Genomic DNA, 15,264 nt, shown 5'->3' with positions numbered 1-15,264 from the left:
AAAGTATTCCTTTCGTGTATATCTATTATATCTTGGAAAAAATATATATACAATGTAGATAACGTATTTTTATACGGATTTTTCATATTTTTACTGTGGATCCTGAAATTCTAGATGCATTGTGTTATACTATGTACAGGCAATCGTGAGCCGAAACAGGTATCACAAAAGATGAAGCCTCTCGTAAGAAGTGGTGTTCTTGCGGGGGTTTTTCATTTTTTTCTTGACAACCTTCATATGTTCTGTTAATATATCCCGTGTCGCAGATAAAGCGAAAAGTGAATATGGAGTGGTACTCAAGAGGCTGAAGAGGACGGTTTGCTAAATCGTTAGAGTGGGTAACCGCTGCGAGAGTTCGAATCTCTCCCACTCCGCCATTTTTATACCTGGCCTGCGTCGGGTTTTTTTGTTGTTGGAATGATGATGCCGATAAGGAGATGCTTCTATGGAGATGCAGGGAACGCCGCCGTCGTTCGTTGAGCGGTATTTCAAGGTGCGGGAAAAGGGCTCGTCCGTCCGCACGGAACTGCTCGCGGGGCTGACGACATTCATCGCGATGGCGTACATCCTCTTTGTCAATCCGAACATCCTTGCGGATGCGGGGATTCCGAAGGACGCGGCGATTGCCTCGACGATCTGGATTGCAGCGCTCGCATCACTCGCGATGGGCGTCTTTGCGAACTATCCGGTCGCGCTCGCGCCCGGCATGGGTCTCAATGCGTTCTTTGCCTACTACGTTTGCGGCGTGCTGGGACTGCACTGGACGGTTGCGCTTGGTGCGGTGTTCTTCTCGGGCGTGCTCTTCCTCATCCTGACGGTCGGCGGCATTCGGCAGGCGATCATCAACGCTGTGCCGCGCGATCTGAAGCTTGCGATCAGCGTCGGCATTGGACTCTTTATCGCATTCATCGGTCTCAAAGGAACGGGGCTGATCGTCGAGAACTCCGCGACGTACGTCGCGCTCGGTCATGTGACCGCGCCGACGACGCTGCTCTCGCTCTTCGGGCTGCTCTTTACGGCGGCACTGATGGCGCGCAATGTGCACGGTTCGATCCTGATCGGCATCTTCGTCACCACGATTCTCGCGATGGCGTTCGGCATGACGCCTGCACCGCAGGGATTCGGCGATATTATCAGCACCTCACTCCCGCATATGGGCGCGACGTTCGGTCAGCTGGATCTTGCGGGGGCGTGGAACTACGGTCTTGTCTCCATCATCTTTACGTTTACGGTCGTCGAGCTCTTTGATAACATGGGAACCCTGATCGGCCTCACGACAAAGGCAAAGATGGTGAAGCCCGATGGGCATATTGAGAACATCGACAAGGCGCTGACGACGGATGCGGTCGGCACGATGGTGTCTGCGGTCTTCGGCACGTCGACGGTCACGTCTTACATCGAGAGTGCGGCGGGCATTGCTTCCGGTGGACGTACGGGGCTCACGGCGGTCGCGGCGGGTATGCTCTTCCTCACGGCGTTGCTCTTTACGCCGCTGATCGGACTCGTGCCCGCGTTCGCTACGGCACCCGCGCTGATTCTCGTCGGCGCGCTGCTCATGTCCGAGGTCGGCAAGATCGACTTCTCCGATTTTACGAATGCGCTGCCGGCATTCCTCACGATCATCATGATGCCGCTCACATCGAGTATTGCAAACGGTTTCGCGTTTGGCTTCATCAGCTATACGGTGATGAAACTCTTTGCGGGACAGTATAAGAAGATCAGCTGGATTATGTATCTCGTGTCGATCGCATTCCTGATCAATCTGGCACTGCGTTCGTAAACTGTAGGGAAGGGAGTTGCACATGAAACGGTGGATTCTGTCCGTCCTTGCGGGGGCACTGCTCCTCGCGGCACATCTGCTTGCGGGCTGTAGTTCTGCGCCTGCCTCCGATGCGGCACATACCACAGAGGGCACGATCACGGTCAAGGTGTTGAACATCGGGCAGGGCGACTCCATCCTCATTCAGACGGGGGAGAAGACTGTCCTTGTGGATACGAGCGATGTGGATGAGCGAGACAAGCTGCGTACGGAGCTGAAAAAGGCGGATGTCAAGAAGATTGACACAATCATCCTCACGCACCCGCACGCCGACCACATCGGCGGCATGGATGTTCTGCTCGATGAGTATCCCGTCGGTATGGTCTATGACAACGGCATGCCTTCGACCTCGAAGCTCTTTCTCGGCTATGTGAAAAAGCTCAAGGAGAAGAAGATCGAGCGCAAGGGACTCGTTGCGGGTGATCGCATCGACCTTGGCGGCGGCGCCGTGTTCGAGGTACTCGGTCCTTCGGCGGAACTCGTCAAAGAGGGCAATGTCAAGGGGTATAAGCACGATCCGAACAATGAGTCCGTGGTCGGACGGCTCGTCTTTGGCGATTTTACGATGATGCTGACAGGTGATGCGGAGAAGAAGGAAGAGCAGGCGATTCTTGCCGGAGACTCTGCCAACGTGCAGAGCAAAATCCTAAAGTCCGGTCACCACGGCAGCAAGACATCCTCTTCGGCAGACTTTCTGCGTGCGGTGAAGCCGGAGGCGGCGCTCATCTCCTGCGGGGTGAACAACGACTACGGGCACCCGCACAAGGAAACGATGAAGAAGTACCATGCGCTGAATATTCCCATCTATGTGACGGCAGAGAATGGAACGATCACCGTGACGAGCGATGGTAAAACATACAAGATTACGCCCGAACGGGGGGAGAAACAATGATCTCTGCTTATCTGGATCGCTTTGAAGGGAAATATGCTGTTCTCCTGTTGGGCGATGCGATGGAAAAAGTAAATTTTCCGCGCAGCTTTCTTCCTGCGGATATTTCCGAGGGAGACTATCTGACGATTTCGATGGAGCGCGACGCGGCAGCCACGGAGGCTGCCGAAGCTGAGGCGCTGGAACTCTTGAAACAATAAAACGGAGGTGTTATTGGCCTTGACATCGTGGAATGAATTTCGCGGGACGAGGACGCTGCTCACCGTGGCAGCGCTTTTTGTCTGTTTTTGTACATTTTTTTTGACCGGCACAGGCGAGGCGAAGGGAAAGACGTATCGCCTTATAAGCATTGAGAGCCATGCACTCGAGATTGACGGACGGGAAGCCGTACGCATTCAGATCGGAACGAACCGCACAGATCTTTCCTATGCAATCATGGCGAATGAACAAAACGAGCTGCGCGTTGCACTCGAGGATGTGAAGATCGACAAGAAATTCCCGCAGGAATACGTTCCCAATGGAGCGATTGCGGATAAAATCACCATGACGGCGGAAGAGAAGAGTGGTATTCTTCTCACGATCCATGCGGCAGAGCCCCTTTCCCATGCGGATGCCTACCGCATCTACACGATGCCCGGTGATCCATATGGAAAGGTAAAGGAGTATCTCGTGATCGATCTCCTTGCGCCGCTACCGCCTGCACCGCCCAGTCCCGCACGCGGGCATACGGTTGTCATTGATCCGGGGCACGGAGGCAGCGACTCGGGCGCAGTCGGTTACACGGGCATACGCGAGAAGGATGTTGCCTTCGCCGTTTCCCTGCGTACAGAGGAACTCCTGCGGCGTGCGGGTGCTGAGGTCGTTATGACGCGCACGGAGGATGTGGATGTATCCCATGCAGGCAGTTCGGCACCGCAGGAGCTTCAGGCACGCGTCGATGTAAGTCTTACGCACCCGGAGGCGGAGCTCTTCCTCTCCGTGCACTGCAATTCCTTTACGAATCCCGACGCGCACGGCATGGAGACTTACTACTATCCCAAGACGGATGCAGACGAACGCTTCGCAGCGCTCCTCAACGAGGAACTTGCGGCGGCGGGCGGGCTTCACAACCGCGGTGTCAAATACGCGCGCTTCTATGTTCTGCGGCATACCGAAATCCCTGCCTCCCTTGTGGAGCTCGGCTTCCTCTCGAACCCCGATGAGGAGGCACTGCTTGCGAACGCGGACTATCAGGAGAAACTTGCACAGGCACTTTTCCATGCCATTGAGCGTTATTTTGGTGAGGAAGGAGAAAACGAGAGATGATCATGCAACGGAGAACGATCACATACATATTTGCCGCGCTTGCCTGCGCTGCTGTTCTTGCGTTGACAGCGGGATGTACAGAGGAGCAGAAGGGGGCGCAGCCGGGGAGCACAGCACAGACGGAGCAGCAGACAAAGGACAAGGATGCTCCTCCTACCACGACGGCACCGAAGGAGCGCAAGGTGAACGTCTACTATGCAAAGAGTGACGGGATGGGGCTCGTCGCCGTCAGCCGCACGGTGAACACCGAGAAGGACGATGTGTATACGGCGGCGCTGAAGTCCCTCATGACCGGGACGAAGGAGAAGGATCAGACGAATGTCATCCCGAAAAAGGCAAAGCTTCGCAGTGTTGTGGTGAAGGACGGCGTCGCCACAGTGGATTTCTCAAAGGAAATGCAGCAGAATTTCAGCGGAGGATCGACGGGCGAGGAAATGCTCATCGGCTCGATCGTGAACACGCTGACGGATTTCCCGGAGGTGCAGAAGGTGCGCATTCTCATCAACGGCGCACCCGTTGAGACGCTTTCGGGGCATATGGATCTCTCGGAGCCGCTCCCGCGTATGACGGAGTTGCTGAAATAAGAGGGCGTTCACTCGCTTGTCATTTTGGCGTTTTTGTGATACGATACAAATAGAATCGCGGACGTTGCGCTCTTTGCATGTCCGCCTTGCGAGGAGCATGGCGAAAGCCCATGCTTCCATAGGAAAATAGCAGGAGGTTGTTTCATACAATGAAGGTTACGGCAGAGCATGGTGAGAACCGCGAGGTCACTCTGACGATTGAAGTTGAACAGGCGAAGTTGGAAAAGGCGACGGACGGTGCGGCAAAGCGCATTGCGGGACGTGTGAACATCCCCGGCTTCCGCAAGGGCAAGGCACCCCGCAAGATTGTCGAGAACTTTGTCGGCAAGGATGCGATTCTGCAGGAGGCGTTTGAGGACGTTGCCCAGCAGGCGTTCGAAGATGCTCTGACGGAGCAGAACATGGAGCCTGTGACGCGCCCCGAGATCGATATCGTCACACTCGAGGAGGGCAAGGATGTTGTCTTTACGGCGAAGTTCACGCAGCGCCCCGAGGTTACGCTTGGCGACTATAAGGGGCTGACGGTGGAGAAACCCGAGGTTTCCGTGTCGGACGAGGAGATCGATCGTCAGATCGAGGGCATGCGTCAGCATCAGGGAACGCTCGTGGACGCGCCGGCAGATGCCGCAGTCAAGAACGATGACTTTATAACGCTCGATTTCGAGGGCTTCGTCGACGGCGAGGCATTCGAGGGCGGCAAGGGGGAGGACTATCCGCTCCAGATCGGATCGGGCAGCTTCATTCCGGGCTTTGAGGATCAGCTCATCGGCGCGAAGATCGGTGAGGAGCGCGAGGTCAACGTCACATTCCCCGAGGAGTACCATGCGGAGAACCTCAAGGGGAAGCCGGCGCTGTTCAAGTGCACGGTCCGCAGCATCAAGTCGCGCGAGCTGCCGGAGCTGAACGACGAGTTTGCAAAGAAGGCAAGCAAATTCGAAACGCTCGCAGAACTGCGTGAGGACATCCGCAAGAACCTGCAGGCGAGCGCAGAGCGTCAGGCGGAGACCGACCGCCGTACGAAGGCGATCGACATGGCGACGGATAACTGCACGATGGAGATTCCGCCGGTCATGGTCGAGAACCGCATCACGGCGATGATTCAGGAGATGGCGATGCGCCTCGAGCAGCAGGGTATGAGCCTCGAGCAGTATCTCCAGTACGCGGGCCTCGACATGGCACGCATCCGTGACGAGTATCGCGAAACGGCGGAGAAGAACGTCCGCACGGATCTCATGCTCGAAGAGGTCGCAAAGGCTGAGGGGATCAAGGTTGAGGGAAGGGATCTCGACCAGGAAGTCTATGCGATGGCTCTCTCCTACGGTGCGACGCCGAAGCAGGTTCAGAAGATCATCAAGGAGCAGGGGCGTGTCAGTGACCTCGCCGCGACCGTTCTGCGCAAGAAGACAGCGCAGTTCATCGTGGACAATATCACGGCATAAGGGATCCCCTGTGGGGAGGAACGTATGAGTTATTATGTACCAATGGTGGTGGAGAACTCGAGCCGCGGAGAGCGTGCCTACGATATATACTCCCGCCTGCTCAAGGAACGCATCATCTTTTTGGGTGGACCGATTGACGACAGTGTGGCAAACGTTGTTGTGGCACAGCTGCTCTTCCTTGAGTCCGAGGATCCCGATAAGGACATTCATCTCTACATCAACAGTCCGGGCGGCGTCGTGACGGCAGGTCTTGCCATCTACGACACGATGCAGTACATCAAGCCGGATGTTTCGACAATCTGCATCGGGCAGGCAGCGAGCATGGGCTCCATTCTTTTAACGGCGGGAGCTGCAGGGAAACGCTATGCGCTACCGCACGCACGCATCATGATCCACCAGCCGCTCGGCGGTGCGCAGGGACAGTCGACCGATATCCAGATTCAGGCAAAGGAGATTCTGCGTCTGCGCGAGGTCGGCAACAATATCTTGGCACGCCACACGGGGCAGGATCCCGAGAAGATCAACGTCGACACGGAGCGCGACAACTTTATGTCGGCAGAGGAAGCCAAGGAATACGGGCTGATCGACGAGGTCGTTACCCGTCCCAAGGCTGCACCCGCAGAGAATAAAGGCTGAGGGGGTGTGACGCGATGAAATTTGGAGAGGAAGACAAGGGACAGCTCAAATGCTCCTTCTGCGGCAAGACGCAGGAGCAGGTGCGCAAGCTCGTAGCAGGACCCGGTGTCTATATCTGCGATGAATGCATTGAACTCTGCAATGAGATCATAGCAGAGGAATTCAGCGATGACGTTGAAGTCGGACTTAAGGATGTTCCGAAACCGAAGGAAATCCGCCATATTCTCGACCAATATGTCATTGGGCAGGACGAGGCAAAGAAATCTCTGTCCGTCGCCGTCTACAACCACTACAAGCGTATTAATGTGGGGCAGGGGAAGAACGAGGACGTCGAACTGCGCAAGTCCAACATCCTCATGCTCGGACCCACGGGCAGCGGCAAGACGTTGCTCGCACAGACGCTCGCGCGCATCCTGAACGTGCCGTTTGCGATTGCGGACGCGACCTCGCTCACGGAGGCGGGCTACGTCGGCGAGGATGTCGAGAACATTCTGCTGAAGCTGATTCAGGCGGCAGACTACGACATCGAAAAGGCGCAGCGCGGCATCATCTACATCGACGAGATTGACAAGATCGCGCGCAAGTCGGAGAATCCCTCCATCACGCGCGATGTTTCGGGCGAGGGCGTTCAGCAGGCGCTCCTCAAGATTCTTGAGGGGACGACGGCATCTGTGCCGCCGCAGGGCGGACGCAAGCATCCCCAGCAGGAACTGCTGCAGATTGATACGACGAACATTCTCTTCATCTGCGGCGGTGCGTTCGACGGCATTGAGGAGATCATCGAGTCGCGTCTTGGCAAGAAACAGATGGGCTTTGGCGCCGAGGTGCGCTCGAAAAAGCGTGTTTCCGTCGGAGAATCGCTCAGCAAGGTGATCCCCGAGGATCTGATGAAGAACGGTCTGATCCCCGAGTTCATCGGGCGCCTCCCTGTTGTCGTGACGCTCAACTCGCTCGACGAGGCGGCACTTGTACGCATCCTAACCGAGCCGAAGAATGCGCTCGTCAAGCAGTTCCAGAAACTCTTGGAGCTCGACGGCGTACGTCTCACCTTTGAGGATGATGCACTGCATCTCATCGCGAAGGAAGCGCTCACGCACAAGACGGGGGCGCGCGGACTGCGCTCCATCATCGAGGGCATCATGCGCAACGTTATGTACGAGGTGCCGTCGATTCAGGGCGTAACGGCGTGTCAGGTCACGAAGGATGTCGTCGCGAATCACAGCGACCCCATTCTGACCATTGACGGTGCCGGTGTGCAGAAGATGGCAGCTGCCAACTAAGATGATACGTTACGAAAGGAGCCTGCGTTGCGGTGCTCCTTTTTTCATATAGAGATGGAAGGAAATACGATGTCCGAAAAACGAACGCTTCCACTGCTCCCGCTGCGCGGTCTGGTGGTCTATCCGCACATGATGGTCAACCTCGACGTCGGCCGCGATCGTTCGGTCGCCGCCATCGAGAGCGCCATTGCGGGCGACAGCCAAATCCTCGTCGTGGCGCAGCGGGATCCGGAGAATGATGACCCGACGTCGGACGATCTCTACGATGTCGGAACCGTTGCGGAGATTCGCCAGTTCCTGCGCATGCCCGAGGGCGTGCTGCGCATTCTCGTTGACGGACAGAAACGCGCGGAGATCCTTGCCGTCCGCGAGGGCGATACCTATGCCGAGGCAGATGTGCATGAGGTCGCGGAGGCAGAGGACGAGGCGCCGAACAAGAATATGGAGGCGCTCGTGCACGGTGTCACGAGTAAGTTCGAGGAATGGGTGAAGCTCTCGCACAAGATTCCGCCCGAAGCACTTGTATCCATCTCCATCATGGAGGATATGGGACGCCTCGCGGACATCATCGCGAGCCATCTGAGCCTCCGACATGAGGTGCGGCAGGAGCTCCTTGCTGCCATTGACGTGCGCGCGCGCCTCGAGCGCCTCTATCAGGCGCTCATGCATGAGCTTGACATCATGGGGATCGAGCATGAGATCAACCGCCGCGTGCGCAAGCAGATGGACAAGGTACAGCGCGATTTCTACCTGCGCGAACAGATCAAGGCGATCCGCAAAGAGCTTGGGGAGGATGCGGACAAGGCTGCCGAGGTGGATCGCTATCGTGAGGCTCTTGCGTCGAAGGAGTTCCCTGATGCCGTGCGCGAGACCATTGAGCGCGAGATTCATCGCCTTGACATGAGCCACGCGATGAGCGCCGAGGTCGGCGTTATCCGCAATTACCTTGACACACTCATCGAGCTGCCGTGGTCGGAGATGACGGAGGAGCACGTCGACATGGCACAGGCACAGACGGTGCTTGAACACGATCACTACGGGCTTGAGAAAATCAAAGAGCGCATCCTCGACTACCTTGCCGTGCGGCGGCTCGCGCCCGAGCAGAGCGCACCGATTCTCTGCCTCGTCGGCGCGCCCGGCGTCGGCAAGACATCGCTCGGCGCGTCGATTGCACGCGCGATGGGGCGCAAGTTCATCCGCATCTCGCTCGGCGGCATCCGCGACGAGGCGGAGATTCGCGGGCACAGGCGTACCTATGTCGGCGCAATGCCGGGGCGCATCCTCGAAGGAATTCGCCGTGCGGGCACGCGGAACCCCGTATTTCTTTTGGATGAGGTCGACAAGATCGCAATGGACTTCCACGGCGACCCGTCGGCGGCGCTCCTTGAGGTGCTTGACCCTGCACAAAACTGCACGTTCAGCGATCACTTTGTCGAGCTGCCGTTTGACCTCTCGCGCGTATTCTGGATTGTGACGGCGAACAACCCTGCCAAGATCCCCGCCCCCCTGCGCGACCGCATGGAGATCCTGAACCTCTCAAGTTATACCGAACTCGAGAAGATCGAGATCGCTCGGCGTCACCTCCTGCCGCGTCAGCGCACGCAGAACGGGCTCAAGGCAAAGGACATCCGTGTGAGCGCGGGTGTCTGGCCCGAGATCATCCGCTCCTACACGCGCGAAGCGGGCGTGCGTGAACTCGAGCGCGTGATCGGACAGATCTGCCGCAAGGCGGCGCGCAGGATCGTTGCCGATGAGAAGCCGCCGATTTCCGTGACAAAGGCAAATCTCGCGGACTTCCTCGAGCGCCCGAAGTATCACGCGGCAAAGCAGGAGAAGAAGCCGCTTGTCGGCGTCGTGACGGGACTCGCATGGACGGAGGTCGGCGGCGATGTGCTGCGCACGGAGGTCAACATCCTGCGCGGGAAGGGCAAACTCATCCTCACGGGACAGCTCGGCGAGGTCATGCAGGAGTCGGCACAGGCGGCGCTTTCGTATGTACGCAGCCGTGCGGGCGTCCTTCATCTCGCCGAGGACTTCTACGAAAAGACGACATCCACATCCATCTGCCCGAGGGCGCGATCCCGAAGGACGGTCCCTCTGCCGGCATTACGATGGCGACCGCGATGATCTCGGCGCTCACTGGGCGCAAGGTGCGCTCCGATGTTGCCATGACGGGGGAGATCACCCTGCGCGGTAACGTCCTGCCGATCGGCGGGCTCAAGGAAAAGACACTTGCCGCCTATCGCGAGGGAATGAAGACCATCGTCCTGCCGCAGGAGAATGAGCGCGACATCGAGGATATCCCCGATGTTGTCCGATCCTCTCTCGAGTTCGTACCCGTTGCACATATGGACGAGGTGCTCAAGATTGCGCTGTATAATTAGGAGGTGTGCCTGTGACAGAGCCCGTTGTCGTTACGAAAGCAACCTATCTCGCCTCTGCCGTGCGGCGTGACCAGTATCCCGAGGAGCGGCGTCCCGCCGTCGCCTTTATCGGGCGCTCGAATGTCGGGAAATCCTCACTCATCAACTCGCTCACGCGTATCCGTCAGCTCGCGCGCGTCTCCTCGAAGCCGGGCAAGACACAGACGATCAACTTTTACGAACTCATCCTCAAGATCGACGGAGGCGAGGAGCGGCATTCCGTCCACCTCGTCGATCTGCCGGGCTACGGCTATGCAAAGGTCGGGCGCGCGAGCAGAAAGGTCTGGGCGAAGTTTATCGAAGAATATTTCCTCTGCGCCGAAGAACTGTGCTTCGTCTGCCTCCTGCTCGACATTCGGCACACACCGATGGAATCCGACCGCAGGATGTTTGACTGGCTTTTGGAGCATGACATCCCCGTGCTCGTCATCGCCACGAAGGCGGACAAGATCGGAAGGAATGCGCGCCGCACACAGATTGCGGCGATGCAGAAAGCGCTCGGCGTGCCCGAACTCACGATTCTCCCCTACGCATCGCCGAAAAATGAAGGACGCCGCGAATTGCTTGACGTGATGAAGGAGTATCTGGTAGAATAGGCACAGAAAGAAATGAAGCTGGTTCATCTTTCTGTGTCCGAATATCCGCCCATGAGCAAGGCAGGTGCACGATCGGCAGAAAGAAGGACTGTTGTCTGTGTATTAGGGGGATGTTATCGTGAATCCACTTACAGATTTTGACAAGCGGCTGCTGAACCTGCTGCAGGGCAACCTGCCACTGTGTTCACGGCCGTTTGCGCGTTTGGGCGAAATGCTGGAGACCACGGAGGAACATGTGCTCAGCCGTCTGAATGCGTTGAAATATGAGGGGTACCTCCGGCGGATCGGCACCTTCTTCAACTCGGAACAGCTCGGCTACCACGGCACGCTCATCGCGCTGCGTGTTGCCGAGGACCATCTTGCGGACGTGGTGCAGGCGGTCAACCGTTATGTAGGAGCGACCCACAACTACGAGCGCGAGGGGAAGTACAACCTCTGGTTCACACTCCTGACGCCGTCGCGTCGTGCGGAGGAAAAGATCCTCGCCGACGTCGCCGCGCTGCCGGGCGTGGAGCACCTGATGAGCCTCAAGGCGAATAAGCGCTACAAGATCAACGTGCAGTTCAAACTCGTGTGACCGTTGGAAGGTATCGAACTATGACCGAAGAGATAGAGATCAGTGAACTTGATCGAAAGATTGTCCGCCTTTTGCAGGGCGAGTTTCCGCTTGTTGCAGAGCCCTATAAGGCGCTTGCGGCAGAGATCGGCATTACGGAGGAGGAACTTCTCACGCATATCACCGCCATGCGTGAGGAGAAAAAGATTCGCAAGATGGGCGCCGTTCTGCGTCATCGTGAGGTGGGCTTTACTGCAAACTGCCTGTGTGTCTGGAACGTGCCCGATGGGCGCGTGGACGAGGTCGCAAAGCGTATGGCGGAGCATCCGCGCGTCTCGCATTGCTACGACCGCAACCGCACGGACGATTGGCAGTACAACCTCTATACGATGATCCACGGCTACAGCCGTGAAGAGTGTGAGGAGATTGCAGCGGAGCTCGCCGCCTCGACTGGCATCGAGGAGCGCCGCATGCTCTACACCAAGAAAGAATGGAAAAAGACCTCGATGCGATATTTTAGCGAGGATGACTAAAAGGAACTGCTGCATGAAGAGTTTGACCTGCTCCTAGGTCAAACTTCATGCAGCAGCATCTTTCATGTGTATATACATATGCGGCATGCAGTACTGTCTTGGCGCATCTTTTGTCAGCTAATGTACGGTATTTCCGAGCGCCATCGGCAGTACATGCGTCGCACTTGCCATCGCGCGCAAATCGGCGGCGGACTTTTCTGCCCAGATTGCAGCGACCTTCTTTTGAAATGCAAGCGCCGAGAGCGGCGCTTCTTTTTGTACGCGGATATTCTTTCGGATGATCTCGGCAAAATCCTCGGGGATGCTTGCCGTTCTCTGTGCGAGCAGGATTTTCAGTTTCGTGTCGACAAGATAGAGGTGTATGGTCGGATCGGCAAGGCTGTCCTCATCCGGCAGCAGATCCTCCTTTACAAGGGAGAGGGAGAGCGGCGCGTCGCCCCAACCGTCCTTGAAGATGCCGTCGATGCGGTAGAGGAGGAAGAGCACGCCGTCAATCTCCGTCACCGCAAGCGCGATCTCACCCGTGCGAAATGCCTCGACGGCGATGGCATCCGTGCGTGAAAGCTGGAGCAGGAACATCATGCCATTCTTGTCCACATGGAACATTCCTCCGTCTGCCTGCGCCAGAATGGGCAGAGGAAACGGTTCGCCGACGGCAAAATTCGTCGATGTACTCATGAACATCCCCTCACAGCATCCGCAGACCCGCAACACCGCGAATACCAAGACCCGGTGCTGTGGACGCAGTAATGTCCTTTTCGTTGAACACGGCGCCGCCCTCAATCGGATCCTCGCTGCAAAGTACGGGACCGTCGAGATCGATGCGCGTGACAATCTTCTTTGCACAGGCGAGGGCGACGGCGGCGTTGACGGAGATCTTCGCTTCGAGCATACAGCCGAGCATACACTCCATACCGTAGATCTCCGCCGCCGCAACGATCTGCTGTGCCGGATAGAGACCGCCGCATTTCATGAGTTTGATGTTCACCATATCAGCGGCGTGCAGCTGCATGATGCGTAGGGCATCGGCGGGGGAGAATACCGCCTCATCGGCAAGGACGGGAATGTCGCTTTCGCGTGTAACATAGGCAAGTCCCTCGATATCCGCAGCGGCGACGGGTTGCTCGACAAGTTCGATGTCGAGTCCCTTTTCTGCCATCTGCGCGAGAATGCGTACTGCCTCGCGCGGCTTCCATGCCTGATTTGCGTCGATGCGGATGCGCACATTGCTGCCGACTGCCTCACGCACGGCGGCGAGTCGTGCGACATCGAGCGAGGGGGTGACGCCGACCTTGATCTTGAGGGTGTCATAGCCGCGTCGAATCGCGTCACGCGCGTCGCGTGCCATCTCCTCCGGATCGTTCACGCTGATTGTGATGTCTGTGACAATGCCGTCCTTTGCGCCGCCGAGCAGCTTGTGCACGGGAATGTTCCATAGCTGTCCGTAGAGATCGTAGAGCGCCATGTCGACGGCTGCCTTTGCCGAAGAATTGTGAATGAGCGCCGTCTGCACGGATTGAATCAAATCCTCGAATTCGCTCACCTCGCGCCCGATGAGCAACGGCGCAAGATGTGTGCGGATCGCGTCGATGATGCCGCCTGTCGTGTCGCCTGTGACGACGCCCGTCGGCGGTGCTTCGCCGTAGCCCGTCGCTCCCGTATCCGTGCGGATGAGGACGATGACATCCTCCACGCTGTCCACGCGCCGACGTGCGGTCTTGAATGGTACGCGCAGGGGGACGGAGAGCATTCCGAGTTCGACCTTTGTGATTTTCATAGAAATCCTCCTTTGATTCCTTTGGTATACAGAATTCTTTCATAAATGTTCACATTTTAGGGCAGAAGTCCATTGTGTTATCTCATTGCTTTATTATATAATCAACATTGTCATTCTTCAAGGAATTATCCTGTTACAGATGATGTATTTGCAACAAAGGAGTGGATTTTATGATTACGGATGGATTTACCTATGTCGCCGTGCTCATCCTGCTTGCAGGCGCATTGGTGACGCTCGAAAAGGGGACGGGGTGGGCGCTGTTCCGCTATTTGCCTGCCGTCGTGCTCGTTTACCTCATCTCCATGCTGCTCTGCACGGTCGGTACGTGGGATATGGCGGCGACGAAGCCGGCGTATGGTGCGCTCAAGAACTCGCTGACGTACGCGATGGTCTTCACGATGCTGTTGCGCTGCGACATCCGCAAGGTGCTGAAACTCGGGCCGCGCATGCTGCTCGGCTTCTTCTCCGCGTCGATTACCATCATGATTGGATTCATTGTTGCCTTCCTTGTGATGAAGGGATTCATTGGCGCTGACTCGTGGATGGCACTCGGTGCGCTCTGCGGCTCGTGGCTCGGCGGCTCGGGCAACATGGTCGCCGTGCAGGCGGCGCTCGGTGTGTCGGAGGCGGATATGGGCTATGCGCTCGTGGTTGACTCGATCGACTACTCCATCTGGGTCATGTTCCTGCTCTGGCTCATCACGCTCGCGCCGCGCTTCAACCGCTGGAACAAGGCGGACACGACGCAGCTCGATGCCGTGTCGCGCAGCCTCGAGGAGGACGCAAAGCTGAACACGGGCACGATCACGTTTCAGAGTCTTATACTGCTCCTCGGCACGGCACTCATTGTTTCGGCGGTCGGTACAAACGTCGGCAAGATGCTGAACGCCGCCGTACCGTTTTTCGACAAGGCGACGTGGACGATCCTTTTTATCACGGTGCTCGGACTGATCGGTGCGGTCTCGCCGCTCGGGCGCGTGGCGGGTTCGGCAGAGATGTCGAATGTCCTGCTTTACTCCGTCATCGCACTGCTCGCCTCGCGTGCATCCCTGCTCGAACTTGGTGATGCGCCCTATTGGATCCTGACGGGCTTTATCATCCTCGGCGTACACTTTACGCTCATGTTCTTCCTTGCACGCATCTTCAAGCTCGACATGTTCACGGCGTGCGTCGCCTCCCTCGCGAACATCGGCGGCACGGCGTCTGCGCCCGTGCTCGCAGGCACGTACTCCGGCTCGCTCATCCCCGTCGGCATTCTGATGGCGCTGATGGGCTATGTCATCGGTACGCCGTTCGGCATCCTCGTCGCCCATACAATGGAAATGTTTAAGTAGGATCATTGTGCTCTTGCTAAAATAATAAGGGACTGTTGCATGAACGCCCCTATCGGCTCGCTACGCTCGCCACTTCCCCCGCTCTGGCGGGGG

14 protein-coding genes, 1 tRNA gene and 1 pseudogene are annotated in these 15,264 nt (G+C 57.3%); 14 read left to right on the top strand and 2 right to left on the bottom strand.

The window, feature by feature from the left end; translation table 11 throughout:
• Positions 1 to 286 precede the first annotated feature (286 nt).
• The 13 genes and pseudogenes from HMPREF9081_RS10375 (at position 287) to ahbB (ending at position 12,060) form a co-directional block, all read left to right on the top strand.
• A tRNA-Ser gene (locus HMPREF9081_RS10375) sits at positions 287 to 377 on the top strand.
• Positions 378 to 445: 68 nt separating this feature from the next.
• On the top strand, positions 446 to 1,780 hold the full coding sequence (locus tag HMPREF9081_RS10370) for an NCS2 family permease (RefSeq protein WP_006307241.1): 1,335 nt from the start codon (positions 446 to 448) through the stop codon (positions 1,778 to 1,780).
• A gap of 22 nt (positions 1,781 to 1,802) precedes the next feature.
• Entirely contained in the window at positions 1,803 to 2,711 is a 909-nt protein-coding gene (locus HMPREF9081_RS10365; protein ID WP_006307240.1) for a ComEC/Rec2 family competence protein, read from the top strand.
• Positions 2,708 to 2,908, top strand: a complete 201-nt coding sequence (locus tag HMPREF9081_RS10360) for a DUF3006 domain-containing protein (RefSeq protein ID WP_006307239.1) — start codon at positions 2,708 to 2,710, stop codon at positions 2,906 to 2,908. The genes HMPREF9081_RS10365 and HMPREF9081_RS10360 overlap by 4 nt, the downstream gene beginning before the upstream one ends.
• A 13-nt stretch (positions 2,909 to 2,921) precedes the next feature.
• On the top strand, positions 2,922 to 4,013 hold the full coding sequence (locus tag HMPREF9081_RS10355) for an N-acetylmuramoyl-L-alanine amidase family protein (protein WP_050795030.1): 1,092 nt from the start codon (positions 2,922 to 2,924) through the stop codon (positions 4,011 to 4,013).
• Complete coding sequence (locus tag HMPREF9081_RS10350) at positions 4,010 to 4,597, top strand: GerMN domain-containing protein (protein ID WP_006307237.1); 588 nt, start codon at positions 4,010 to 4,012, stop codon at positions 4,595 to 4,597. Before HMPREF9081_RS10355 ends, HMPREF9081_RS10350 begins: the two co-directional genes overlap by 4 nt.
• A gap of 149 nt (positions 4,598 to 4,746) precedes the next feature.
• Complete coding sequence (gene tig / locus HMPREF9081_RS10345) at positions 4,747 to 6,036, top strand: trigger factor (protein ID WP_006307235.1); 1,290 nt, start codon at positions 4,747 to 4,749, stop codon at positions 6,034 to 6,036.
• A 24-nt stretch (positions 6,037 to 6,060) separates the two neighbouring features.
• Positions 6,061 to 6,672 (top strand): ATP-dependent Clp endopeptidase proteolytic subunit ClpP, encoded by a 612-nt coding sequence (gene clpP, locus HMPREF9081_RS10340; protein ID WP_006307234.1) that lies wholly within the window; start codon positions 6,061 to 6,063, stop codon positions 6,670 to 6,672.
• A 14-nt stretch (positions 6,673 to 6,686) separates the two neighbouring features.
• On the top strand, positions 6,687 to 7,952 hold the full coding sequence (gene clpX, locus HMPREF9081_RS10335) for an ATP-dependent Clp protease ATP-binding subunit ClpX (RefSeq protein ID WP_006307233.1): 1,266 nt from the start codon (positions 6,687 to 6,689) through the stop codon (positions 7,950 to 7,952).
• A gap of 69 nt (positions 7,953 to 8,021) precedes the next feature.
• Positions 8,022 to 10,336: pseudogene (lon, locus tag HMPREF9081_RS10330) on the top strand (endopeptidase La).
• Between the two features lie 11 nt (positions 10,337 to 10,347).
• A complete protein-coding gene (gene yihA, locus HMPREF9081_RS10325) occupies positions 10,348 to 10,971 on the top strand; it encodes a ribosome biogenesis GTP-binding protein YihA/YsxC (protein ID WP_006307230.1) in 624 nt (207 codons plus the stop codon).
• 118 nt (positions 10,972 to 11,089) lie between these two features.
• Positions 11,090 to 11,548, top strand: coding sequence for a siroheme decarboxylase subunit alpha (ahbA, locus tag HMPREF9081_RS10320; protein WP_040395048.1), 459 nt, complete (start codon positions 11,090 to 11,092; stop codon positions 11,546 to 11,548).
• A 20-nt stretch (positions 11,549 to 11,568) separates the two neighbouring features.
• Positions 11,569 to 12,060: a siroheme decarboxylase subunit beta gene (gene ahbB / locus HMPREF9081_RS10315; protein ID WP_006307228.1), complete on the top strand. Its 492-nt coding sequence runs from the start codon at positions 11,569 to 11,571 to the stop codon at positions 12,058 to 12,060.
• A 117-nt stretch (positions 12,061 to 12,177) separates the two neighbouring features.
• On the opposite strand, the gene HMPREF9081_RS10310 is transcribed toward ahbB, so the two are convergent.
• Positions 12,178 to 12,738, bottom strand: a complete 561-nt coding sequence (locus HMPREF9081_RS10310) for a hypothetical protein (RefSeq protein WP_040395046.1) — start codon at positions 12,736 to 12,738, stop codon at positions 12,178 to 12,180.
• Positions 12,739 to 12,748: 10 nt separating this feature from the next.
• Positions 12,749 to 13,837 carry a dipeptide epimerase gene (locus HMPREF9081_RS10305; RefSeq protein WP_006307226.1) on the bottom strand — a complete coding sequence of 363 codons (1,089 nt, stop codon included), beginning with the start codon at positions 13,835 to 13,837 and terminating at the stop codon, positions 12,749 to 12,751.
• A gap of 170 nt (positions 13,838 to 14,007) precedes the next feature.
• Here HMPREF9081_RS10305 and HMPREF9081_RS10300 point away from each other — a divergent pair, with 170 nt between their 5' ends.
• Positions 14,008 to 15,171, top strand: a complete 1,164-nt coding sequence (locus HMPREF9081_RS10300) for a DUF819 family protein (protein WP_006307225.1) — start codon at positions 14,008 to 14,010, stop codon at positions 15,169 to 15,171.
• The last annotated feature ends 93 nt before the right edge of the window (positions 15,172 to 15,264 follow it).

Source organism: Centipeda periodontii DSM 2778 (genome assembly GCF_000213975.1).
GTDB lineage: Bacteria > Bacillota > Negativicutes > Selenomonadales > Selenomonadaceae > Centipeda > Centipeda periodontii.
This window is presented reverse-complemented; position numbering and strand designations above follow the sequence as displayed.

Coding starts and splice junctions, on each gene's coding strand:
- ahbB (WP_006307228.1), top strand. CDS start 11,569: ATGACCGAAGAGATAGAGATCAGTGAACTTGATCGAAAGATTGTCCGC.
- HMPREF9081_RS10360 (WP_006307239.1), top strand. CDS start 2,708: ATGATCTCTGCTTATCTGGATCGCTTTGAAGGGAAATATGCTGTTCTC.
- clpP (WP_006307234.1), top strand. CDS start 6,061: ATGAGTTATTATGTACCAATGGTGGTGGAGAACTCGAGCCGCGGAGAG.
- HMPREF9081_RS10365 (WP_006307240.1), top strand. CDS start 1,803: ATGAAACGGTGGATTCTGTCCGTCCTTGCGGGGGCACTGCTCCTCGCG.
- clpX (WP_006307233.1), top strand. CDS start 6,687: ATGAAATTTGGAGAGGAAGACAAGGGACAGCTCAAATGCTCCTTCTGC.
- HMPREF9081_RS10310 (WP_040395046.1), bottom strand. CDS start 12,738: ATGAGTACATCGACGAATTTTGCCGTCGGCGAACCGTTTCCTCTGCCC.
- tig (WP_006307235.1), top strand. CDS start 4,747: ATGAAGGTTACGGCAGAGCATGGTGAGAACCGCGAGGTCACTCTGACG.
- HMPREF9081_RS10350 (WP_006307237.1), top strand. CDS start 4,010: ATGATCATGCAACGGAGAACGATCACATACATATTTGCCGCGCTTGCC.
- HMPREF9081_RS10300 (WP_006307225.1), top strand. CDS start 14,008: ATGATTACGGATGGATTTACCTATGTCGCCGTGCTCATCCTGCTTGCA.
- HMPREF9081_RS10370 (WP_006307241.1), top strand. CDS start 446: ATGGAGATGCAGGGAACGCCGCCGTCGTTCGTTGAGCGGTATTTCAAG.
- HMPREF9081_RS10305 (WP_006307226.1), bottom strand. CDS start 13,837: ATGAAAATCACAAAGGTCGAACTCGGAATGCTCTCCGTCCCCCTGCGC.